Here is a 21,769-nt window from a genome sequence, read left to right as displayed (position 1 = left end):
TCTAAGATTAATAGAAAACAGGAGTTTCTTTTTGCTTGAAAAAATCCTGAATATTTTCAAAATTCTGCCACAATAAAGATTCAAAATCGATGTGGTGAAATGCTCTCATACTTCTTCCTTTTTGGTAAGCATTACGATACATTTTATGATATTCCGGAAGGATAATGCTTCCTAAAACCACCGCTGCCAAAAGATGAGCATTGAGCTTTCCGTTTCCAAGAAGCAAAAACTGCATTGCGATTTCGTCTTCGAAATTGGTTCCGCAACCTGTTAATAAATGATGTACGTCGTGGTTTTCCATTTTAGGAATCATTGTAAAACCATGCTTTTTATAAAATTCACCGAGTTTTCTGCCTAAAGAATCTTTGTGAAATTCCAGCAATTGTTTTTCATTAAACTGCCATTGTCTTTTTTTCTTTTTGAAATATTTTCTGTAGAGTTTTTGTGTTTTGTCGTAGACGAAAAGGAGGAATTGTACACGTATTTTTTTCATAGTTATTTATGTTATTATTAAAAGTATGTAGACAAGAAATAAAATTGGGAAATTGAAAAATAACATAACTGCCGAATTTTTAAATTCTATTCTATTTTCTGGAAATACATAATAGAAAACAAAGAGAAACAATATCGAAAAGAGATTTATAATTAAATTGAATGCGCATAAAAACAATAAGATATATGCAAGCTCATCCTGTGTTTCAAATACTTTCAATAAAATAATTATAATTCCAATCAACCAACTAATGCCGAAATAAACTAATGCGACATTATTTAGTTTAAACTTCTTCATCACGTTCAAGCTTAAAAACCGTTATTTCCGGACGCACCATAAAACGTACCTGATAAGAATGTCCTAAAGCCCGGTTGATGTACAACATTCTTCCGTCTTTTAAATCAATTTCTCCGGAAACATATTTTCTGTTTTCCACCGGAAGAATTGGCGTAATGACTCCCGGAATTCGGCATTGTCCACCGTGAGTATGACCACTTAAAATCCAGCCTTGATAACCGTTCCAGACATCTTTGTCGCAAACATCGGGATTATGACAAAGTACAAGATTAGCTTTTTCAGGATTATAATATTTCATCACTTTCATGGGATCAAAATTGGGCGACCACAAATCATCGAAACCGATAATATTTAAGCCATGAGATTCTGTTTGCTCATTTTTAAGCATGGTGACGCCATTGTTTTGAAGAATGCGATAAATCTCTTCTGAAGAACCCAAATCTTTCCAGTTTTTTCCGTAGTCATGATTTCCAAGAATTCCGAAAGTTCCCAGCTTTCCATAAACCGCTTTTGCCATTACTTTTTCTAAATTTTTATGATCTTCTTCTGTACCATGATTCACATAATCGCCGGTGTACACCACAAAATCCGGATCGAATTCTTGAGCTTTTTCGAAAGATTCAATCAAAAAATTCCAGTCGAATCTGTTTCCAACGTGTAGATCCGAGATCTGCATCAAAATCTTTCCTTCTAATTCTTCAGGTAAATTTTTAATGGGAAGTTTCCGTTCTACAAATTCAACCCAAAAAGGCTCAATCTGCCAAGAATAGAGAAAAGGTAAAGCTCCAACTACTGAAAGCTGTAAAAGTCTTTTTAGAAATTTTTTCCTAGTCATTATTTCAAAAAAATCAAAATTAACTTCCGGCAAAAGGTGTCCCGAAAAGTCCCACTGCAAGCTCTACCCAGGTAAGAATCAGCACAAACAAAACCACAACGCATAAGAGAATTTTATAGGTTCTGTTTTTTACAATCCTACGAATCAAATCGATGATAAGAGCTGTACCAAATAAGAGAATTCCTGCAATAAGAAAATCGGAGGAAGACCAGCTGAATTCTTTAGAAAATAGATTTCCAAGTACCGCAACACCCATTATTAGAGCAGGTACAGAATAAATCATTGTTGTTTTTTGTTTTTGTGTCATCATAATATTTTTAATTTTATTTATTTAAAGTACTTTGTATTTCAAAGTAAATTTTCAAAAAAATATAGACTTTATCTGCCTATTAATTTTTCTAATGCATCAAGATGTTCGGTAAATGCAATTCTTCCCGATTGCGTTACACGATATGAAGTCTTAGGTTTTTTGCCTACAAATTCTTTTTTCACTTCAATATAATTGGCTTTTTCTAATGCATTGCTGTGACTTGCCATATTTCCGTCTGTAATCTCAAGAAGGTTTTTCATTTCAGAAAAATCAACCCAATCGTTAACCATAAGAACGGACATAATGCCCAATCTTACACGGCTTTCGAATTCTTTGTTGAGTTGACTGATGTTAATCATTGCTTAGTATTTTTGTTAATCAGCTAAAAACGTTTTTAGTTTTAAAAAATTATTATTTAGACTTCATTTAATGATTGATAAACTCAAACATTACTTTAAACACATTATATAAATTCATGAAAAAAAATAAAAGAGCGCTTATAATAATAAAGCTAAAAACTAGAATTATTATTTTAATCAGCCTATATTTAGAAATCATAAACTCATGTTTATTTATACTTCTTATGCATAATCAAACCATATACAATATGCAAAACCCCAAAACCAAAGGTCCATGCGACTAATCCCCATCCTAAAAAAAACAAAGAAATCAATCCTAAACCAATCTGACAATATCCTAAATATTTTATATCTGTTAAAGTATATCGTTCTGCATTTACCAACGCCAATCCGTAAAAAATCAAAGTAGCCGGAGCAACCAATGAAAAAAGATGATGGTACAACAAGCCCAAACAAACAAATCCACCCGTCACTAAAGGGATTGCAAAGGTAAACAAAAGTCTTTTAGTTGTCGCATCCCAGATTTTCAAACCTTTCTTTTTACTTTTATTGGCTGTAAAAAAATATCCACTTAAGACGGCAACCACCAAAATCACAGTTCCGGTAATGACCAATTCATTGATCATACTTTTACTGAAAGTGATTCTGTCACCATCAAAATAATTGAGCCCTTCCCTTTCAAAAACATAATAAACATAAGCAGCACCAAGTATTGCCGCTAAACCAGCAACAACTCCGGATAATCCACTTAATGAAATAAACCTTGAAGATCGTTCCATCATAGAACGAATGTGCGATAAGTCTTCGTGATAGTTTTTTGATTCCATATAAAAAGAACTTTGAATTACAAAGTTATATTTAATTTTCAAATAACAAAACTTTTATTGAAATATTTTATTCAAATTCTTAACTTTAAAAAAACGTATTGTATGGACAAAGAAACTTTGCGCTCAGAAATATTCAAGCATTTGGATGGTGTTGTTACAGCACCTATCGTAGCTTCGTTGATGAAAAAAGAAATCATTGCTTTGGTTATTGAGCGACAAAAAATGTCTTTGAGCGGACTTTCTGAAGAGTTGAAAGCCAACGAAGGGTATTTGAATGTCGCGATTCGGGCTTTGGCATCGCAAGGTTTTTTAGATTATGAGGTCGATAACGAGACTGATCGAATATCATTTTCAGCTAATAGCAAAACTCAGTTTCTGCAAAAATACAGTTTGCTATACCTTAAGGTAATTTCTTTTTTAAAACATTCTACGGATATTAAAAATCAGATCAACGAAAATTCATTTATTGAAGAATTTACACGATTGAGCGATTCTGTGAAAGATCATTTTGGAATTCAGCTTTCTGATGATACGGAAGAAAAAAAAATTCAGAAACAGATTTTAAAACATATTGAAGGCTGCATCATTGGTCCGGTGATTGTTTATCTCGGAATGACAGGAATGTTTCATAAATACTTTATGGAGACTTCATTTCAGGCAGCAGAGTTTCATAAAAATTCGGAAAATTTTGAAGTGATACTAGACTTCCTGGCTTATTTGGGTTGGTTTAAAAAGACTGGCGATAATTATAAATTTACCGAAACCGGAATTTATTTTGCCAAAAGAGCTCCGTCGTACGGAGTTACGGTTTCTTACCTTCCGTTGCTCAATAAAATGAATGATCTTTTATTTGGTGATGCTTCAAAAATAAGAGAAATTTCAGATGGTGAAGACGAAATTCATGTTGACCGTGCGATGAATGTTTGGGGAAGTGGCGGTTCGCATTCCAATTATTTTAAGGTGGCGAATGATTTTATTATTCAGATCTTCAATCAGCCTATCCATCTTCAGCCGAAAGGTGTTTTAGATATGGGTTGCGGAAATGGCGCTTTCATTCAACACATATTCGAAACCATAGAAAGATATACAATTCGTGGGAAAATGCTCGAAGAATATCCTTTGTTTTTGGTAGGTGCAGATTACAACCAAGCTGCTTTGAAAGTAACCAGGGCCAACCTGATTAACAACGATATTTGGGCAAAAGTAATTTGGGGTGACATTGGAAATCCTAAACAATTAGCCGATGATTTAAAAGAAAATTATGAAATTGATCTTTCAGATTTACTGAATATCAGAACATTTTTAGATCATAACAGAGTTTGGAAGGTTCCGGAGAACAGTCATCCTACAAGAATCAGCACTTCAACCGGAGCGTTTGCTTATCGAGGAAAAAGGCTTCCGAATAATTTGGTGGAAGAAAGCCTGAAAGAACATTTGGAACTTTGGCTTCCGTACATCAGAAAAAATGGACTTTTAATTATTGAACTTCACGCTTTAGATTCTAAACTGACAAGCGAAAATTTAGGAAAAACTCCGGCAACAGCGTATGAAGCGACGCATGGTTTTTCTGATCAATATATTTTGGAAGTTGATGTTTTTAAAAAGATTTGCTTAGAAACAGGATTGAATATTGATAAAGAATTATTCAAAAAATTCCCAAATTCTGAGTTGGCAACGGTTTCAATTAATTTATTGAAAAGCTAAATTTCAATACATCTCACGCAGATTTTTTTGATTAAGCAGATTTCATTTTACTGTTTTATATCTGCTAAATTTGCACAATCTTCGAGAAAATAATTATTTAAACGAAAAAAATGAAATTTGAAACAATAGAAACAGAACGTCTTCTGATTCAAAAATTAGATTCTGAAACAATGAATCAAATTTTTGAATTGAATAATGATGACGAAATTAAGAAAATACTAGGCATTACAACTGATGAAGATTTTGACCGACAGAAAAAAATCCATCAACAAGGTTATCAATCTTACAATCGAAAAATGTTGAACTTTCAGATTGTAGAAAAGCAGAGCTCAGTAATTATTGGAAATTGTGGCTTTCATACCTGGAATCCTCAACATTATCGCGCAGAAATTGGTTATGCATTAAATGCTGATGAATTTAAAAACAAAGGTTTTATGAAAGAAGCTGTTGAAAAAGTGCTTGAGTTTGGCTTTGAAGAAATGCAGCTCAACAGAATTGAAGCTTTGATTGATGAGAACAATACCCCTTCAAAAAAATTGTTAGATTATTTTGGCTTTACCAGAGAGGGAAACCTTCGTGGACATTATTTGGTGGATGGAATTTTTGAAGATTCCGTATTATATTCTTTATTGCAATCCGAATACAAAAAATAAAGCGTTGAAAGTCTCAACGCTTATTTTTTATTTTGCTCTTAATCTTTCTTTAATTGCCGCAATATTTTTCTTAGCAGAATCTTCGAGAATTAAACTTGCACTCATATGAATTCTTGCAGGCATCAATTCGTTGAAATGTTCTGTTCCTTCCCAAGAAACTTTTTTAATTAAAGCTAAAGCATCTTCACTTCTTGTTGCTAGAGTATTTAAGAATTTCTCCAATTTAGAATCCATCTCAGCAATGTTTTCTGAAACAGAATGATAAATATTATGTTGCTCTGCCCAATCTGCTGATCTGAAATCTGCATCAATTGCCATTGCCGAAAACTGAGATTTTCCGATTTTTCTTTCTACGTAAGGTCCGATTACAAAAGGTCCGATTCCCAAATTAATTTCAGTTAAAGCCAAAGCAGAATCTTTGGTTGCAAAACAGTAATCTGCACCACAAGCCAATCCTACTCCGCCACCGGTAGTTTTCCCCTGAACTCTTACCACTACAATTTTTCCGCAATTTCTCATTGCATTTAAAACTTTGGCAAAACCTCCGAAAAATTTGGTAGATGCTTCCAGTTCTTCAATTGCCAAAAGCTCATCAAAACTTGCACCAGCGCAGAATGCTTTTTCACCCTCACTTTTTACAAGAATTGCTTTTACTTCTTTTTTAGCCCCTTCTTCTAAAATTGTTTCCGCTAATTTTTCGAGAATTGCTCCGGGAAGAGCATTACTTTTTGCTGTTCCGAAAGTAATTTCGGCAATATTATTTTTAATTTCTGATGTTACAAAATCACTCATTTTTAGTCTATATTCGATTTATACAAAAGTACTAAATAAAGGACTTTTGAGAAAACTAATGTTCTAATTTTTAGTTCTAAAAATATTTAAATTAAAACTCCATCAGTAAAAATACTGATTTTTAAATACCGTATTTATACTCTATTTTGCTCTAACCGAAATCCGTTATTTTGTGATAGATAAAAAAGTTATCAAACTAATTCCCATGAAAGCTTTTATTATGCTATAAGCTTTCAACAAACGATTCTAGGCATAAATGAAATTCCCCGTTCTTCGGGGAATTAATTTTTTCAGAAAAAGCTTCATTTATTTTTTTCCGTAAAGCAGCATTCTTTTAAATGCGTAAATTGCAGGAAATGTTTCAAATTTTTCAGCAATACGCTTTTTATATTCGATGATAAATTTTTCTTTATTTTCTTCATTCAATCTTTCCAAATACGGAATCAAAGCTGAACCCGAAATAAACTGGAATAGTTGTTCTGCATTATCAGCAATAATTGGATATACTTTTATAGAAATATTTAAATCTTTCAATCCGGCATCAAACATCATTTTAGCATATTCATCCAGACTTAAAACCGGAGAAACCCTGTTCCAATGTTGAAGTTGTGTTTTGTAAGGTTCTTCCGAAGCAAGCTGAAACAAAATTTGATTAAGTATATTCTCTGATTGAATCGGCATTTGAACAGCAAATTGCCCTTTCTCACTTAATAAAGAAAGCTGCTTGGAAAATAATTTTTTGTGATCATCTGACCATTGCAAAGCTGCATTGCTAAAAATCAAGTCCCATTTTTCTTCTGAATCGTATAATTCCTCAACCGTTTTTTGCTTAAAATTTAAATTTTCATTTTTAAATTCTAAAGATTTCTGAAGCATTTCCGCAGAAGAATCAATTCCTAAAAATTCTGCATCTTCAAATTTTTCTGAAAGTATATGAGTTTGTTCACCCGTTCCGCAACCGATGTCGATTGCTTTCTTGAGATTATCAGATGAAATTAAATTCATCAAATCGAAAAAAGGTTGATAACGGATATTTTTAAATTGGTTGTAAACTTCAGGATTCCAGGGCATATTTTTTATTTTTATTTGGTTAAATTGTAAAGGCGGATTCCGTAGGAATCCTATCTGTGTAGCAATGGATGGTGTGATGAGGGCGCGTTCCGTAAGAACGCTATCTCTAATTTCTAATCGTAAAATTCAAACAAATATTGTTCCTGAAATTCAATTTCAAAAGCATTTAAAAATTCTATATATTCTTCTTTAAAAGTTTTCTTTTTATGATGTAATTCTTGGTTTAAAATATAATTTACAACTTGCTCTTTCTGACTTTTTGCGTAAGAAAATGCACCATAGCCTTGTTGCCACCCAAAGTGATTTAGACATAGCTTTTTTTCATTGATAAAATTTGTTGATTCTGTTTGACGGTTTTCACCAGATCTGAGATAGTAATTTGTAAATTTTTATAACTAAAAAAGATGTGAACATGATCCGGATTCGCATAAATAGCCAAAACTTTTTGCCCTTTATTATTGAAAATACCACAAATATATTTTTCAATTTCATCACGAACAGAATTTATAATTTTATTGTCTCTACGTTTTGTGGCAAAGACAAGTTGAATATAAATTTGTGTGTATGTGTTTGGCATTTTTCACTTTTTAGATAGCGTTCCTACGGAACGCCTAATTGCTAATCATTATCTTTTCTACACAGATTGCATTCCTACGGAATGCGCCATTCTGCGATAAATTCCTTAGAGAACAATGTTCACTTCAAAAAAAATTCTTAGGATTTTTAAACCAATAATTTATTTGTTCTTTAAAGCTAAAATATACTTATCAATATACAAATCTTTTTCTTTGGATTTGTACTGCTGAATATATCTCGGATGTTCTAAAACGGTCATTTTTTCAAACAGATGAGCTTCCTGATTTAGTTTTGAAATAAAATCGGCATTCTTTTTCCCTAAAATAAAAACTTCGGAAGTATCAAGATTTAAACTGATGTGTTTTTTCAAAGAATCAATCATAAAATCTTTTACATCATTGAAAAGTTCATTATCGTCGTAATAATTCGCATTAATCCAGTTTCCTTTTGATTTTCTTACAATCGCCAACGGAAATGGAGAATTGATATAAATATCTCTGTAAAATTCATCCGCTCCTCCATAAGCAGCAATCATATCATAAATAAAAACTGAAGAAATTTCATGCGTATAAGCAGATTCCATTTTAATTCCGCAGACACTTTCCAAACGTTTTGTATCGGTGAACGGAACTCCGGTAACTCCTGCTCCATGACGACTCGGGTTAATTCCAATTAAAAATTTTCTTTGATTTGAATCGTTGTAATATTTATGATAAAACTTTTCCATGACAACCATTGTTCCAGGATTATCTAAATACGGATTCAGAACCTGAAAATCTTTCGGTAACTTTCCGGAATACTGTAAATTCCGATTAAATTCTATGACTTTATCAGCAAAAGTTGCATTCATTAGTTCAGAAAAACAAAATTTTGTGGCTGATCATTTTCGCCTTCCTCATCGTCATCATCACTTAAAGCCAATTCGATATCAATGAACTGAATGTATAGGCCACAGATTTCTCCATTTGCATCGTAAGCAAAATACACAGGATAAGATCCATCACCAAAACCGCTTGCAAACATGGGAATTTGAAATGTTGTATTTGGAATCGTCCAGTTAATCCAATCTCCTGCATTTCTTTGATTGTTTGGGTTTTCTTTATAGCTCTGAGCAAACAATTCTGCAAAATAATCGTCATAAATATTATCTACGTTCAAATCAGCAATAAATTTATCAAATTCAGGAAGCGCTTCTGCATCTGCAATGCAACCTAATCCGGCATCAACATGAAATCCAAAAAAATCATCTTCTTTTACTCCATCCAAATTTTCATTTCCAATTAAAGCTTCCTGATAAAGAACTGGCTTTTCATCAGTAAATTTAACTTTTACAGCAGCGTACCTATCACCCCAATCTTCAGATTTCACCACAGCAATCGTTACCGGAAAATTTCCTTTTGGAGTTTCAATAAAATACGGTTTTTGTTTTGAATTCAGAAAAACCAAAGGATCTCTCACCACAACTTTTCCGGAAGGCAAAGAAACATTTCCTATTTCCATAACTTCCATTTTTTCACCTGCAATTTCTTCTAACGTGAAGTATGATTCCAAATCTGTGGGGCAAGTAAGAATATGTTTTACTTCTGCATATTTCTGCATCCAGTTTTCTTTCATAATAAAATATTTTTTGAATTGATTTTAAGTTTGAAAATAATGAATAAAAATTAAGGCATGAAATCTGGAATGTGTTTTAACAAAAGATTATAAAAAAACAGTGTAACAAAAATTGCTACACTGTTAAATTATTTTTATTGTTAAATTTAAAATATTAAATCAATCCAAACTGTTCAAAATGATGAGTAAAATGTTTCTTATGCATTAGCTCCCACATTTCTTTATTCAATTTTCCGAACACAAAATTCATATGTTCTGCTTGTGGATTTTCTTTATAATAAATAGAGAATCTCTTCAAATTATCTAAGAAAGACTGTTTTGCAGCATCAAGATTTTTATGCTTTAATTCTAATAAAGTTTCATCTTCAGCCAAGAAAGGTGCAGGGAAATCTTTTGGCATTTTTCTGTGATTATACAGAGAATCTTGCCATTTTTCCAGTTGTTCTTCAGGAGTGAAACATTTGTCAGCTTCCGGTTCGCCTAAACTTACCAAAACGCCATGTTCCAAATGCTCGATCATTTGCTGAGGAGACATTTTCCCCCAAGCTGGCTGAGTATTTTCAGATAGTCCGTTTACAATTTTCTGAACATGTTTAAGATCAATAAAAGGAGAATGTTTAGCTACTAAAGTTAAAATTGTTGCTACACAAACTACCTCTTCTCTTTGGTTCACTACTTCCACCAACCATTTTACAACACCAGAAGGAATATTTCTGCCTTTTACCCCACGGTTGATCTTTTCTTTTGCCGTTAAATAAACCGTAATCGTATCTCCTGCATAAACAGGTTTGAAGAACGAACAGTTTTCCAATCCGTAATTTGCGATAACCGGTCCTTTTTTACCTGAAACAAATAATCCAGCCGCAGCAGAAAGAATAAAGTATCCGTGAGCAACCGTTTTATCGAAAATAGTTCCCGTTAAACTTGTTGCATCTGTGTGAGCATAGAAATGATCCCAAGAAACATTAGAGAAATTAACGATATCTGCATCAGTAACTGTTCTTCCGGCAGTTTCTAGAGAATCTCCAACCTCAACATCTTCAAAATATTTTTGGAAAGGATGTTTGTCTGAATATTTTTTCTCAGCTCCTTGCTGATATACTTTTGTGATTGCCGTTAAAATATCCGGAGAACCTTGAATTGCCGTTTTTTGAAGGAAAAAATGAAGACCGTTCAATCCACCCATTTCTTCACCACCACCTGCTCTTCCAGGACCTCCATGCATTAAAGTAGGAAGCGGAGAACCGTGACCTGTACTTTCTTTCGCATTGTCTCTGTTTAAAACAAAAATTCTACCATGCTGAGAAGCCATTTTCCACGAAGTTTCGGCTACAAATTTCTCATCATGAGAGATAATTGAGCCTACCAAACTTCCTTTTCCTCTTTTTGCCAACGCTGCAGCTTCTTCCGCATCTTTGTAAGGCATCAACGTAGAAACCGGACCGAAAGCCTCGACATCGTGAGAGATATTTTTAGTGAAAGGAGAATCGTTTAAGAACAACTTTGGACTCATAAATGAACCGTTTTCGTAATCAGCATCTACTAACTCATGTTTTCCTTCGTAAACAAGCTCATTTTCAGTTTTTAAAATATCAACTTTTCTTAAAACTTCATCATACTGTTGTTTTCCAACCAAAGAACCCATTCTTGTTTCTCTGCTTAATGGATTTCCGATTTTTGTCTGATCTAAAGCTTTAGATAAAGCATTTTGAACGTCACCAATTAAGTTTTCAGGAACGATAATTCTTCTGATTGCTGTACATTTTTGTCCAGCTTTCGTCGTCATTTCTGTACGAACTTCTTTGATGAATAAATCAAATTCAGGAGTTCCCGGTTTTGCATCCAAACCAAGAATTGAACAGTTCAAAGAATCAGCCTCCATATTGAAACGAACTGCATTTCCAGCTACAGAAGGTAAAGATTTTAATTTTCTACCTGTATTTGCAGAACCTGTAAATAATACAGAATCTCCGTCCTGAACGTAGTCTAAAATATTTCCCGGTTCACCACAAACCAATTGAAGTGCCCCTTCAGGAAGAACGCCACTTTCAATCATATCCTGGAAAACCGCATTCGTTAAATAAGAACCAAACGGTGAAGGCTTCACAATTGACGGAACACCTGCTAACAAAGATGTGGATAACTTTTCTAACATTCCCCAAACCGGAAAGTTATAAGCATTAATTTGTACAGAAACCCCTTCACTTGGCGTTAAAATGTGAGCTCCCAAGAAAGTGCCATTTGCCGAAATTTTCTGAGTTTCACCATCTACCCAAAACGGAGTGTTCGGAAGCATCCTTTTCGCCAAACCAGAATAGGTAAAGAAAGTACCAAAACCACCTTCAATATCTACCCAAGAATCTGCGTGTGTTGCACCTGTTTTATATGATAATTCGTAATATTTTTTCTTTCTTTCTAAAAGGTAAAGCGCTACTTTTTTCAACATTTCTCCACGATCGTAGAATGTCATTGAAGAAAGGTTTTTGTAACCTACCGTTCTACCATAATCAAGAGCCTGCTCAAAATTCAGTCCTTCAGTATCCGAGACAGCAACTTGCTCTCCTGTCACAGCATTGTACAAAGGAATTCCGTTTCCATTTCCTTCGACCCATTCGCCGTAGATATAGTTTTTTAACTTTTCCATAAAATATTTTATATTTTAATTTAACGATGTATCAATCTAGCAGTTTACCAATGAGATGATTCGAAAATCTCAGTATGACATTATGTAATTGTTAGATTTGTACATTGGTATATTGTTACATTTATTTTGGTTCTTGATACGGAAACATTTTCACCAAACCTTCATACAAACTTCTGTGAAGAATGGTTGCGTGATTGTCTGTTTCCATCATTTTATATTCTACCGTCCAGTTTTTCTTGTTTGATTTTTTCAGAACATCGTAGAAAGCTTCAGCATCTTTTACCATTACCGGATGCTCGCCTTTTCCGACAGAAACATAAATAAATTTCTTTGTATCCGGAATTTTAGCTAACAATTGAGGAGCCTGTTTCAAAAGACTTTGATCATCCCACCATAAACTCGGACTGATGATAAAATAGTTATTAAACATTTCAGGTTTTTTCAACAAAATTTCTGTTGCTAAAAGTCCGCCCAAAGATTGTCCGAATAAATATTTATCAGTTGTTTTAAACTGACTTTCAACATAAGGTTTTAATTCTTTCTCCAAAAAACTGATGAATTTATCAGAATGTCCTGTTGTAGGATAATCTTTCTGTAAATCTTTTAAATCGGTGTGAAATGTGAAATCTCTTTTACGGTCAATATTGGCAATTCCTACCACGATTGTTTCCGGCATGGAATACATTTGATTAAAGAACTGAATCAATCCTGTAACGTGAATAAAATCTTCATTCATACTTCCATCCAGAAGATAGATAATCGGGTAAGATTTTGTTTTGTCAAAATTTTGCGGAAGATATATGTTCAGAACTCTATCTTCATTTAAAATCTTAGACTTTATGGTTCTGATTTCTCCAATAGTCAATGGCTTTACATTTTTAGTCTGAGCAAAAGTCAGAGATTGAAATGCAAGCAGAATACTGCAGAAAATGAGAAGTTTTTTTAACATATTTAAATTTAAAGTGGGTTATTTAACATCATCCCAAATGCTGTAATCAACAACTTTTGTAGGAATTTGTTGAACATATTCTGTAAACGGTTCGCAAGGTAGAATAGCGTCTTTTCCTTCTCTTGCTAATTCCTGATACAATTTTGTTCCTTCCGTTTTCCATTTAATCATTTCATCAGAAACATCACGGATAATTTTCGCAGGGCTTCCAACAATTAGTTTTCGTGCATCACATTTGAAATTCGCAGGAACAAAAGCCAATGCTCCGATAATGCATTCATCACCGATAACTGCTTTGTCCATTATAACAGCATTCATTCCAACCAAACAGTTTCTACCGATATGTCCGGAATGAATAATCGCACCGTGACCGATGTGTGCAGATTCTTCTAAAATCGTTTCAATACCCGGAAAAACGTGAAGCGTACAGTTTTCCTGAACATTGGCACCGTCTTTAATGATAATTTTGCCCCAGTCGCCACGAATAACTGCATTTGGACCGATATAAACTTCTTCCCCGATCTCTACATTCCCGATAATCACCGCTTGTGGATGAATATAAGCAGAAGGTTTGATGATGGGGCGAATGCCGTGATATGAGTAAATATTCATAAAGTTTTTTGTTAAAAAATTAATGTAACAATGTATCAGTTTACCAATGTACCAATTTAAAAGCTACTTACAAGAATTGGTACATTGATACGCTGCTAGATTGGTACATTGTTATATTGTTACATTATTGAAAAAATTACATTTTTTCAATCACCATTGCATAACCTTGCCCGACACCGATACAAAGGGTACACAATGCATATTTTTTATTTTGTTTTTGAAGTTCAAGAGCTGCAGAACCGATGATTCTCGCACCGGAAACTCCAAGTGGATGACCAATTGCGATCGCTCCACCGTTTGGATTTATTCTTGAATCGTCATCCTGTAAACCTAAACTTCTTGTTACTGCTAAAGATTGAGCAGCAAATGCTTCGTTCAATTCAATAACATCCATATCTTCTAATGAAAGATCTAATCTTTTCAATAGCTTCTGAGTCGCTTCAACAGGACCTATTCCCATGATTCTTGGTTCAACACCGGCAACAGATGAACCTAAAATCTTAGCTTTTGGTTTTAAACCATATTTTTTTACTGCTTCTTCGCTTGCTAAAATTAAAGCTGCAGCTCCGTCATTCATTCCTGAAGCGTTTCCAGCAGTTACTGTTCCGCCTTCTTTTCTGAAAGCTGGACGAAGTTTCCCTAATCCTTCCATTGAAGAAGTTGGCTTGATAAATTCGTCTGTATCGAAGATTTTCGGTTCGCCTTTTCTTTGTGGAATTTCAACTTTCACAATTTCTTCCGCCAATCTTCCGCTTTCCTGAGCTTTAGTCGCTTTTTGTTGTGACCAAAGCGCAAATTTGTCCTGGTCTTCACGACTGATGTTGTGCATTTCTGCTAAATTTTCAGCAGTGTCGCCCATTGCATCTACGCCATACATTTCTTTCATTTTCGGATTGACAAATCTCCATCCGAAAGTAGTATCAAACATCTGACTATCTCTACCAAAAGCAGTACTAGGTTTTGACATTACATAAGGCGAACGCGTCATGTGTTCTACTCCACCTGCGATGTAAATTTCACCTTCTCCTGCTGCAATCGAACGGAAAGCATTGGCAACCGCAGACATTCCTGAAGCGCACAATCTATTTACCGTTTCACCTCCGATTTTGTAAGGAAGACCAGCCAATAAAAGTCCCATCCTTGCTACGTTTCTGTTATCTTCACCTGCCTGATTAGCACATCCGAAAATAACGTCCTCAATTTCCTCAACAGGAACTTCAGGATTTCTTGCTACAATTTCTTTTAAAACAATAGCAGCCAAATCATCGGCTCTAACTTCTGAAAGACCTCCGCTTAGTTTTGAAATAGGAGTTCTGATGTAATCTATGATGTATACGTTGTTCATAATTTTAATTTGAAAAATTAAGAATGAAGAATTCTGAAAATTACTATATTCTCTTTTTCTATTTATTTGTTTTTATTTCTTATTTCTAAAACCTTTTGTAAAGTATAAGGTTCGTATTTAAAATCCTTTCCGAACATTCTCTGAGCATTCTCTTCAATGGTAGAATCAAATCCTGCATCTTTTCTTCTTTTATTTACATTTTTAGGATCTTTCAAGGGCCATACAAAATTGATAAAAACCTGTTTACCATCTTTATCCTTTGTCATTTCTCCTTTTCCTTGTGTTCCGTAGATCTGTTCTTTGTTTTCATTCATCAGATATCGGTCTTCCATCATTGCAACCCATGTAAAAGGAATTTCTTTCTTTTTTCCAGCTTCCTTAATGAGAGGCAGATATTTTCCAATCTTCGTTGAATGTTGAATGACATACCATGCCGCCTGATTTGTAGGCTCTCCTACCAATGTTTTTCCGGGATAGCCATATTTTGAAATAATATTTTCAATTTTCTGCATATTCAGACTATCATGTTCTGCAACCAATTGCCAGTTTTTCTTTTCAAACTCTTCTTTATCAATATTCAGATCTTTCAGTAATTTATCCTTTTTTTCTGGAGTTATTTCGGAGTCAAAAAGCATTCTGTAGCCCTGATCTACTTTCATGATTTCATCGAGTTCTTTTTTCAAAACTTCGTTTACTTTCTGCTGAGCATTCATCAGAAAAGTTAAAAGCGTGAAAAGCAGTAAAAACATTTTTCTCATATTGTTTAAATTTGATGGTTGGTGCTTTTACAAATCGGTTACTTTTTTTCCGATTTTATAGACTGTTCCGACAAATTTTGCAATCAATTCTTCGTTTTGATTCGTAATTTTAATGTCGTAAACAGCGGTTTTTCTTGTATCGTTTACCAAGATACTTTCTGCTCTGAAAATATCACCCTCTTTTCCTGCTTTCGTAAAATTGATGATACAGTTCAATGCAACAGCTGCATCTCCGGAATTGTTGGACGAAAATGCCAATGCAGAATCCGCAAAAGCAAACGTAACGCCTCCGTGAACGGTTTTCAACCCATTAATCATTTCCTTTTTGATGGGCATTTCGAGTAAACAATAATTTTCTTTGATTTCGATCATTTTGATATTCATCCATTGGGAAAAATAATCCTGATCAAACATATATTCTGCAACCTGTCTTGGATTCATTTTGAATTTCTGCTTGTTAATTTTTCATACAATTCATCAACCAATTTGTCGTAAACACTCATGGTCTTACCGAGAATTATCTGCTCGTATGAAAGATCTTCTGAATTTGATGGATCTTCAGTTGGATAAGGCGCACTTAAATCTATACCGTCTTCATTGGCAATTCTTTTAATCAGCTCTTTGTATTTTTCATTAAATCTTCCTAATAAATCAAGCTTTTCTTTATCATCCTTTATCGAAGAAAGTTCCTGAATTAAATATTCTTTTTCAATGAGAAGCCTTGTTTCTAACTCGGCTCGAAATCCATCTATATCCATTTTTTAATGTAATAATTTAACAATGTAACGGTTTACCAATTGAGATTCTTCGCTTTGCTCAGAATGACAGACAAATTGCTACATTGTTAGATTGGTATATTGTTACATTTTGCGTAGTAACGGGCTTTGTCTGTATCTTTCTTCCTGATATTCTTCGTAAAGACTTTGTAGAGTTTCTGAGATTTTTGCATATCCGATTTCTTTTCCCCAAGCTAATAATCCTTTTGGATAGTTTACTCCTTTTTGCATTGCCAATTCTAAATCTTCATCATTCGCAACACCTAATCTTTTTGCTTCAACCGCTTCATTGATCAACATCGAAATAATTCTTAAAAATATTTGTTGATAAAGAGTCTCGTCTTTTTGAGTAACAGGTTTTACAGCATCTTCACTATAATCATAGAAGCCTTTTCCTGTTTTTCTGCCATGAAGCTTTGCTTCAGACATTCTTTGCTGTAGGAGAGATGGTTTGTATTTCGGGTCGTAGAAATATTCGTTGTAAACCGTTTTGGTTACCGAGAAATTTACATCAACGCCAATTAAATCCATTAATTCAAAAGGACCCATTTTGAAGTTTCCAATGGTTTTCATCGCATCATCAACCTGTTCTACAGTGGCGATATTTTCTTCAACAATTCTTAAACCTTCACCATAGTAAGGACGAGCAATTCTGTTAACGATAAATCCTGGAATATCCTTTGCAATAACTGGAATTTTACCCCAATCTTTCATCAGATTATAGATTTTTTCCGCTAAAGATTTTTCTGTTAATAAAGATGGAATAACCTCAACTAAAGGCATCAAAGGAGCCGGATTGAAGAAGTGAATTCCGATGAAACGCTCCGGTTTTTGTAATTCCGCACCAAGAGAGGTGATGGAAATAGAAGATGTATTGGAACCAATGACACAGCTTTCTGAAATATGTTTCTCTAATTCTGTGAAAACCTTGGTTTTAATTTCTTTGTTTTCGATGATAGCTTCGATTACTAATTCGCAATCTTTGAAGTCTTTCAATTCTGTAGCAATGGAAATATTCGCTAAAATTTCAGCCATTTTCTCTGCCGAAATTTTTTGTTTATCAACCAATTTGGTCAATGTTTTTTCCAAACCTACAGTTGCCGTTTCTACTTGTTTTGCATTGGCGTCATAGACCCAAACTTTGCATCCGTTCGTTGCGGCTACTTGTGCAATGCCAATCCCCATCGTTCCGGCACCGATAATTCCTACGTTCATAATGTAACAGTGTATCAATGTAACAATGCAACAATCACTGTTAAACTGCTACATTGGTACATTGTTATATTAATTCTTATTTTCCTTTATAATTAGGTTTTCTTTTTTCTAAAAAGGCTTGTACCCCTTCTTTGAAGTCTTCTGTTTCTGCAGCTTCCTGTTGTAGATCGCCTTCCAATTCCAATTGTTCTTTCAATGTGTTATCGTAAGAATTGGCGAATGCTTTTTTGGTTAGTTTTAAACCAACAGTCGGCATATTGGATACTTTCTCCAAAATTTCCATTGATTTTGAATTGAATTCTTCTTCAGTGAAAACCTCAGCTACCAAACCATAAGCTTTTGATTCTTCAGCAGACAGTTTTTTTCCTGTAAATGCTAAATAATTTGCCAATTGTCTTCCCAACAATTTAGGCAAGAAATATGTACCTCCCGTGTCAGGAATTAAACCAATATTTGAAAATGCCTGAGAGAAATATGCTTTATTATTTGCCAAAACAAAGTCACAAATTAATGCCAACATTGCTCCAGCTCCAACTGCAGGACCATTCACCAAAGCAACAACCGGTTTTCTGCAACGGGTAATTTCAAGCACCAAAGGATTGTAATAATCTGTTACAATTCTTCTGATAATGTCGTTATCATGATGCTCACTACCCTGAACAAATGCATCATCCAAGTTTTGACCAGAACAAAAAGCTCTTCCTCGCCCTGAAATCGCTACACATCTTACTGTAGGATCATCACTACATTCTTTAATAAAATCTTTTAAATCTCCCAAAGATGGCTTTGTAAGCGCATTCATCGTTTCAGGCTGATTGAGGTAAGCAATTTTAAGCTTTCCGTCAAAATGTGATTCAATATCAAGTTGTGTGTACATAGTTTTTTTAATTTAAAGATTAAATTATTTAAAAATTCAAAGATTTAATAATGTACTAATTTAGTCATAATGTAGCAATTTACTCGTCTAACAATGCAACAATTGTAATGTCACGCTGAATATACTGGTAAACTGTTACATTGTTATGTTGCTACATTAATTCTAGTGGCATTTAAAATAATCAAAAGGCTCTAAACAGTCTAAACATTGATACGAAGCCTTACATAATGTAGACCCGAATCTGCTGATCTGTTTTGAATTCATCGAGCCACAACGCGGACATTTTTTAGGTTTCCCAATGTGATGTTCGTCGGCTCCTTTTTCAGGAGGTGAAATTCCGTAAACACGAAGTTTTTCTCTCGCTTCATCTGTCAACCAATCTGTTGTCCAAATCGGAAACATTTTAGTGACTACTTTCGCATCCCAACCGTTTTCTTTCATCAATTTGATGATGTCTTCCTCAATGGTAAACATAGCGGGACAGGCAGAATAAGTCGGTGTAATCGTCACTTCGCAAGAATTCTCTCCGGTAACTTTCGCTTCTCTTACAATGCCCAATTCCACAATATTGATTACCGGAATTTCCGGATCGGGGACTTGAGATAATATGTTTAATAAATTATTCAAATTTTTTAATCTAACAATTATTCAATAATTGATTTTCTAATTTTATTTTAACGCAAAGTGCGCAAAGATTTTTTTTAAACTACTAAACGTTTTTAAGTTCGCAAAGGCGTTTCACTTAGCAAAGCCAACAAAGAGTAAAATTCTCAATGACAGTTTTAACATTTCACTTTAAAAATTGTTACATTGATAAATTGCTACATTGTTACATTTGAAATCTACCACGTACATCCAGGATATGCTCTCTGCATATACTGTAATTCACAAAGCATAAATCCAAAGTATTCTGTATGATATCCTGTTCTTGATTTTGGTTGCATAAAAGGATTTGTAGGATATTCTAAACCGAAACCTTCAAAATCTTTCTTTGTAATGGCAAGAAATTCTTCGTAAAGAGCATCTGTATTCGGAGCAATATTTAAAGCTACCAAATCATCTTCACCTTCGGTTTTTGCGAATAAACCTTTCGTATATTCCCAAATATTTTCAATTGCTTTTTCTAAACGAGATTTACTCTCTTCTGTTCCCTGAGCGAAAATTTTCATCCAAGAAGCAGCGTGCGTGTAATGATATCTTACTTCTTTCAAAGATTTCTGAGCAATGGCAGACAATTCTTCATTCGCAGAGTTTGATAATGCTTCGTACATCAATTTCTGATACACCGAAAAAACATAAACTTTTAAAATCGTCTGTGCATAATCTTCGTTCGGAAGTTCTGTCCAGTGTGCATTTACATATTCGTGTTCGTATCTTAGAAAAGCCAAATCATCTTCACTTTTTCCGTTATCGATCACTCTTGAAGCGTAAACATAAAAGTTATTTGCCTGTCCAAGTTCATCCAACGCAATGTTCGTTAATGCAATATCTTCCTCCAAATAAGGACCTTCACCGCACCACGCAGACAAACGCTGTCCCATAATGAAACTGTCGTCCGCTAGTTTTAATAAATAATTATATAATGGGTTCATTTTTATAGAATTTAGAAATTAGAGGTTAGAGGTTAGAAATTAGACTAAATTCTAGAATCTAACTTCTAACTTCTTTATTACATATTTTTTACATCGTTTGGAATCTCGTAAAAAGTCGGATGACGATATAGTTTGTCATCAGCAGGATCGAAGAATGCTTCTTTATCCACCCCTTCCGAAGTCACAATATATTTACTTGGAACAACCCAAACAGAAGTTCCCTCTTTTCTTCTTGTATAAACGTCTCTTGCATTTTGCAAAGCCATTTCTGCTGTTGGAGCCTGTACAATTCCAACGTGTTTGTGAGATAATCCCGGTTTAGTCTGAATAAACACTTCCCACATATCTAAATTTGCCATAAATAAAATTAAATTTAACAATGTATCAATGTACCAGTTTACCAATGAGATGCTTCGACAAGCTCAGCATGACAATGATTGTTACATTTTTACATTGGTATATTGTTATATTGAAATTTTTTCTTGTTTTTCTGCAAAAGCAATCGCCGCTTCTTTTACCCAAAGGTTTTCTTGTTGCGCTTTTACTTTTGTCTGTAGTCTTTTCTTGTTACAAGGTCCGTTTCCTTTTAAGATTTCCATGAATTCATCCCAAGGAAGTTCTCCGAAATCGTAATGTTGTCTTTCCTCATTCCATTTTAAATCTTTATCCGGAACAGTTAATCCTAAAAACTCAGCCTGAGAAACGGTAACGTCGATAAATCTCTGACGAAGACTGTCGTTACTTTCTCTTTTTACTCTGTAATTCATAGAGATCTTAGAGTTTGGAGAACTGTCGTCATTTGGACCAAACATCATTAAAGCTGGCCACCAGAAACGATTTAGCGAAGCCTGAGCCATTTCTTTCTGCTGTTTTGTACCACGGCAAAGTGCCATTAAAATCTCATAACCCTGTCTTTGGTGGAAAGATTCTTCTTTACAGATTTTTACCATTGCTCTTGAATAAGGACCATAAGAATTCCCCATCAACATTACCTGATTCATAATTGCAGCACCATCAACCAACCAACCGATTGCGCCAATATCTGCCCAGCTCAATGTCGGATAATTGAAAATACTTGAATATTTTGCTTTTCCTTCCAACATATCGTCATAAGTCGCATCTCTATCCGCTCTGATAGTTCCGTTTCCTAAAGTTTCAGTTGCAGAATACAAGTATAAACCATGTCCTGCTTCATCCTGAACTTTAGCCAAAAGAGCCATTTTTCTTCTCAATGAAGGCGCTCTGGAAATCCAGTTGGCTTCCGGCAACATCCCAACAATCTCAGAATGCGCGTGTTGTGAAATCTGACGAACCAATAATTTTCTGTAATCATCAGGCATTACATCTTTTGGTTCTACTTTATTTTCGTCGTGTACGTATTGTACAAATTTTTCTAAATCCATAATTTTTCCAATTTAACAATGTATCAGTCTAACAATGTACCAATGATTGTTACACTGGTAAATTGAT

24 protein-coding genes and 1 pseudogene are annotated in these 21,769 nt (G+C 34.2%); 2 read left to right on the top strand and 23 right to left on the bottom strand.

Annotated elements, in window-relative coordinates; genetic code table 11:
- Positions 1 to 7: 7 nt before the first annotated feature.
- The 5 genes from FDY99_RS13580 to FDY99_RS13560 all read right to left on the bottom strand — a co-directional run bounded on the left by FDY99_RS13580 (position 8) and on the right by FDY99_RS13560 (position 3,121).
- Positions 8 to 493, bottom strand: coding sequence for a Coq4 family protein (locus FDY99_RS13580; RefSeq protein ID WP_102981171.1), 486 nt, complete (start codon positions 491 to 493; stop codon positions 8 to 10).
- A gap of 283 nt (positions 494 to 776) precedes the next feature.
- Positions 777 to 1,625: a metallophosphoesterase gene (locus FDY99_RS13575; protein ID WP_139422201.1), complete on the bottom strand. Its 849-nt coding sequence runs from the start codon at positions 1,623 to 1,625 to the stop codon at positions 777 to 779.
- Between the two features lie 19 nt (positions 1,626 to 1,644).
- On the bottom strand, positions 1,645 to 1,935 hold the full coding sequence (locus FDY99_RS13570) for a hypothetical protein (protein ID WP_228448794.1): 291 nt from the start codon (positions 1,933 to 1,935) through the stop codon (positions 1,645 to 1,647).
- A gap of 68 nt (positions 1,936 to 2,003) precedes the next feature.
- The gene (locus tag FDY99_RS13565) at positions 2,004 to 2,294 is read right to left on the bottom strand and encodes a winged helix-turn-helix domain-containing protein (protein ID WP_066675991.1); all 291 of its coding nucleotides are present in this window, start codon (positions 2,292 to 2,294) and stop codon (positions 2,004 to 2,006) included.
- Positions 2,295 to 2,503: 209 nt separating this feature from the next.
- The gene (locus tag FDY99_RS13560) at positions 2,504 to 3,121 is read right to left on the bottom strand and encodes a hypothetical protein (protein ID WP_139422199.1); all 618 of its coding nucleotides are present in this window, start codon (positions 3,119 to 3,121) and stop codon (positions 2,504 to 2,506) included.
- Positions 3,122 to 3,223: 102 nt separating this feature from the next.
- Between FDY99_RS13560 and FDY99_RS13555 the strand changes: the two genes are divergently transcribed.
- Positions 3,224 to 4,825: a class I SAM-dependent methyltransferase gene (locus FDY99_RS13555; RefSeq protein ID WP_139422197.1), complete on the top strand. Its 1,602-nt coding sequence runs from the start codon at positions 3,224 to 3,226 to the stop codon at positions 4,823 to 4,825.
- 110 nt (positions 4,826 to 4,935) lie between these two features.
- Positions 4,936 to 5,478 carry a GNAT family N-acetyltransferase gene (locus FDY99_RS13550; RefSeq protein WP_139422195.1) on the top strand — a complete coding sequence of 181 codons (543 nt, stop codon included), beginning with the start codon at positions 4,936 to 4,938 and terminating at the stop codon, positions 5,476 to 5,478.
- Between the two features lie 27 nt (positions 5,479 to 5,505).
- Here FDY99_RS13550 and FDY99_RS13545 read toward each other — a convergent pair whose 3' ends face one another.
- From FDY99_RS13545 to paaA, 18 genes and pseudogenes are all read right to left on the bottom strand, one after another.
- On the bottom strand, positions 5,506 to 6,270 hold the full coding sequence (locus FDY99_RS13545; RefSeq protein WP_139422193.1) for an enoyl-CoA hydratase/isomerase family protein: 765 nt from the start codon (positions 6,268 to 6,270) through the stop codon (positions 5,506 to 5,508).
- A 306-nt stretch (positions 6,271 to 6,576) separates the two neighbouring features.
- Positions 6,577 to 7,341 carry a methyltransferase domain-containing protein gene (locus tag FDY99_RS13540; protein WP_139422191.1) on the bottom strand — a complete coding sequence of 255 codons (765 nt, stop codon included), beginning with the start codon at positions 7,339 to 7,341 and terminating at the stop codon, positions 6,577 to 6,579.
- 113 nt (positions 7,342 to 7,454) lie between these two features.
- Positions 7,455 to 7,918, bottom strand: a pseudogene (gene tnpA / locus FDY99_RS23755) (IS200/IS605 family transposase).
- 159 nt (positions 7,919 to 8,077) lie between these two features.
- Complete coding sequence (locus FDY99_RS13530; protein WP_139422190.1) at positions 8,078 to 8,767, bottom strand: SMUG2 DNA glycosylase family protein; 690 nt, start codon at positions 8,765 to 8,767, stop codon at positions 8,078 to 8,080.
- The gene (locus FDY99_RS13525; protein WP_139422188.1) at positions 8,767 to 9,531 is read right to left on the bottom strand and encodes a DUF4241 domain-containing protein; all 765 of its coding nucleotides are present in this window, start codon (positions 9,529 to 9,531) and stop codon (positions 8,767 to 8,769) included. Before FDY99_RS13525 ends, FDY99_RS13530 begins: the two co-directional genes overlap by 1 nt.
- Positions 9,532 to 9,685: 154 nt before the next feature.
- On the bottom strand, positions 9,686 to 12,175 hold the full coding sequence (paaZ, locus tag FDY99_RS13520; protein WP_139422186.1) for a phenylacetic acid degradation bifunctional protein PaaZ: 2,490 nt from the start codon (positions 12,173 to 12,175) through the stop codon (positions 9,686 to 9,688).
- Positions 12,176 to 12,296: 121 nt separating this feature from the next.
- On the bottom strand, positions 12,297 to 13,124 hold the full coding sequence (locus tag FDY99_RS13515; RefSeq protein WP_139422184.1) for an alpha/beta hydrolase: 828 nt from the start codon (positions 13,122 to 13,124) through the stop codon (positions 12,297 to 12,299).
- Positions 13,125 to 13,142: 18 nt separating this feature from the next.
- The gene (locus FDY99_RS13510; RefSeq protein WP_139422182.1) at positions 13,143 to 13,736 is read right to left on the bottom strand and encodes an acyltransferase; all 594 of its coding nucleotides are present in this window, start codon (positions 13,734 to 13,736) and stop codon (positions 13,143 to 13,145) included.
- Between the two features lie 136 nt (positions 13,737 to 13,872).
- Positions 13,873 to 15,081 carry a 3-oxoadipyl-CoA thiolase gene (gene pcaF / locus FDY99_RS13505; RefSeq protein ID WP_139422180.1) on the bottom strand — a complete coding sequence of 403 codons (1,209 nt, stop codon included), beginning with the start codon at positions 15,079 to 15,081 and terminating at the stop codon, positions 13,873 to 13,875.
- A gap of 62 nt (positions 15,082 to 15,143) precedes the next feature.
- Positions 15,144 to 15,839, bottom strand: coding sequence for a DUF6624 domain-containing protein (locus FDY99_RS13500; RefSeq protein ID WP_139422178.1), 696 nt, complete (start codon positions 15,837 to 15,839; stop codon positions 15,144 to 15,146).
- A gap of 27 nt (positions 15,840 to 15,866) precedes the next feature.
- Positions 15,867 to 16,280: a PaaI family thioesterase gene (locus tag FDY99_RS13495; RefSeq protein WP_139422176.1), complete on the bottom strand. Its 414-nt coding sequence runs from the start codon at positions 16,278 to 16,280 to the stop codon at positions 15,867 to 15,869.
- A complete protein-coding gene (locus tag FDY99_RS13490) occupies positions 16,277 to 16,597 on the bottom strand; it encodes a hypothetical protein (RefSeq protein ID WP_139422174.1) in 321 nt (106 codons plus the stop codon). The genes FDY99_RS13495 and FDY99_RS13490 overlap by 4 nt, the downstream gene beginning before the upstream one ends.
- A 102-nt stretch (positions 16,598 to 16,699) precedes the next feature.
- Positions 16,700 to 17,830, bottom strand: coding sequence for a 3-hydroxyacyl-CoA dehydrogenase NAD-binding domain-containing protein (locus tag FDY99_RS13485; protein WP_139422172.1), 1,131 nt, complete (start codon positions 17,828 to 17,830; stop codon positions 16,700 to 16,702).
- Between the two features lie 76 nt (positions 17,831 to 17,906).
- On the bottom strand, positions 17,907 to 18,707 hold the full coding sequence (locus tag FDY99_RS13480; RefSeq protein ID WP_074231972.1) for an enoyl-CoA hydratase/isomerase family protein: 801 nt from the start codon (positions 18,705 to 18,707) through the stop codon (positions 17,907 to 17,909).
- A gap of 162 nt (positions 18,708 to 18,869) precedes the next feature.
- A complete protein-coding gene (gene paaD / locus FDY99_RS13475; protein ID WP_139422170.1) occupies positions 18,870 to 19,334 on the bottom strand; it encodes a 1,2-phenylacetyl-CoA epoxidase subunit PaaD in 465 nt (154 codons plus the stop codon).
- 215 nt (positions 19,335 to 19,549) lie between these two features.
- A complete protein-coding gene (gene paaC / locus FDY99_RS13470) occupies positions 19,550 to 20,299 on the bottom strand; it encodes a 1,2-phenylacetyl-CoA epoxidase subunit PaaC (protein ID WP_139422168.1) in 750 nt (249 codons plus the stop codon).
- Positions 20,300 to 20,376: 77 nt separating this feature from the next.
- Positions 20,377 to 20,658: a 1,2-phenylacetyl-CoA epoxidase subunit PaaB gene (gene paaB, locus FDY99_RS13465; protein ID WP_002981782.1), complete on the bottom strand. Its 282-nt coding sequence runs from the start codon at positions 20,656 to 20,658 to the stop codon at positions 20,377 to 20,379.
- A 105-nt stretch (positions 20,659 to 20,763) separates the two neighbouring features.
- Positions 20,764 to 21,702 carry a 1,2-phenylacetyl-CoA epoxidase subunit PaaA gene (paaA, locus tag FDY99_RS13460; protein WP_074231975.1) on the bottom strand — a complete coding sequence of 313 codons (939 nt, stop codon included), beginning with the start codon at positions 21,700 to 21,702 and terminating at the stop codon, positions 20,764 to 20,766.
- Between the last annotated feature and the right edge of the window lie 67 nt (positions 21,703 to 21,769).

The organism is Chryseobacterium mulctrae, from assembly GCF_006175945.1.
Taxonomy (GTDB): Bacteria; Bacteroidota; Bacteroidia; order Flavobacteriales; family Weeksellaceae; genus Chryseobacterium; species Chryseobacterium mulctrae.
The sequence above is the reverse complement of the archived record's forward strand: the minus strand, read 5'-3'. Positions and strand labels throughout refer to the sequence as shown.

Excerpts from the sequence above, each read along its gene's own strand:
- FDY99_RS13580 (WP_102981171.1), bottom strand. The coding sequence starts at position 493 with ATGAAAAAAATACGTGTACAATTCCTCCTTTTCGTCTACGACAAAACA.
- FDY99_RS13575 (WP_139422201.1), bottom strand. The coding sequence starts at position 1,625 with ATGACTAGGAAAAAATTTCTAAAAAGACTTTTACAGCTTTCAGTAGTT.
- FDY99_RS13570 (WP_228448794.1), bottom strand. The coding sequence starts at position 1,935 with ATGATGACACAAAAACAAAAAACAACAATGATTTATTCTGTACCTGCT.
- FDY99_RS13565 (WP_066675991.1), bottom strand. The coding sequence starts at position 2,294 with ATGATTAACATCAGTCAACTCAACAAAGAATTCGAAAGCCGTGTAAGA.
- FDY99_RS13560 (WP_139422199.1), bottom strand. The coding sequence starts at position 3,121 with ATGGAATCAAAAAACTATCACGAAGACTTATCGCACATTCGTTCTATG.
- FDY99_RS13555 (WP_139422197.1), top strand. The coding sequence starts at position 3,224 with ATGGACAAAGAAACTTTGCGCTCAGAAATATTCAAGCATTTGGATGGT.
- FDY99_RS13550 (WP_139422195.1), top strand. The coding sequence starts at position 4,936 with ATGAAATTTGAAACAATAGAAACAGAACGTCTTCTGATTCAAAAATTA.
- FDY99_RS13545 (WP_139422193.1), bottom strand. The coding sequence starts at position 6,270 with ATGAGTGATTTTGTAACATCAGAAATTAAAAATAATATTGCCGAAATT.
- FDY99_RS13540 (WP_139422191.1), bottom strand. The coding sequence starts at position 7,341 with ATGCCCTGGAATCCTGAAGTTTACAACCAATTTAAAAATATCCGTTAT.
- FDY99_RS13530 (WP_139422190.1), bottom strand. The coding sequence starts at position 8,767 with ATGAATGCAACTTTTGCTGATAAAGTCATAGAATTTAATCGGAATTTA.
- FDY99_RS13525 (WP_139422188.1), bottom strand. The coding sequence starts at position 9,531 with ATGAAAGAAAACTGGATGCAGAAATATGCAGAAGTAAAACATATTCTT.
- paaZ (WP_139422186.1), bottom strand. The coding sequence starts at position 12,175 with ATGGAAAAGTTAAAAAACTATATCTACGGCGAATGGGTCGAAGGAAAT.
- FDY99_RS13515 (WP_139422184.1), bottom strand. The coding sequence starts at position 13,124 with ATGTTAAAAAAACTTCTCATTTTCTGCAGTATTCTGCTTGCATTTCAA.
- FDY99_RS13510 (WP_139422182.1), bottom strand. The coding sequence starts at position 13,736 with ATGAATATTTACTCATATCACGGCATTCGCCCCATCATCAAACCTTCT.
- pcaF (WP_139422180.1), bottom strand. The coding sequence starts at position 15,081 with ATGAACAACGTATACATCATAGATTACATCAGAACTCCTATTTCAAAA.
- FDY99_RS13500 (WP_139422178.1), bottom strand. The coding sequence starts at position 15,839 with ATGAGAAAAATGTTTTTACTGCTTTTCACGCTTTTAACTTTTCTGATG.
- FDY99_RS13495 (WP_139422176.1), bottom strand. The coding sequence starts at position 16,280 with ATGAATCCAAGACAGGTTGCAGAATATATGTTTGATCAGGATTATTTT.
- FDY99_RS13490 (WP_139422174.1), bottom strand. The coding sequence starts at position 16,597 with ATGGATATAGATGGATTTCGAGCCGAGTTAGAAACAAGGCTTCTCATT.
- FDY99_RS13485 (WP_139422172.1), bottom strand. The coding sequence starts at position 17,830 with ATGAACGTAGGAATTATCGGTGCCGGAACGATGGGGATTGGCATTGCA.
- FDY99_RS13480 (WP_074231972.1), bottom strand. The coding sequence starts at position 18,707 with ATGTACACACAACTTGATATTGAATCACATTTTGACGGAAAGCTTAAA.
- paaC (WP_139422168.1), bottom strand. The coding sequence starts at position 20,299 with ATGAACCCATTATATAATTATTTATTAAAACTAGCGGACGACAGTTTC.
- paaB (WP_002981782.1), bottom strand. The coding sequence starts at position 20,658 with ATGGCAAATTTAGATATGTGGGAAGTGTTTATTCAGACTAAACCGGGA.
- paaA (WP_074231975.1), bottom strand. The coding sequence starts at position 21,702 with ATGGATTTAGAAAAATTTGTACAATACGTACACGACGAAAATAAAGTA.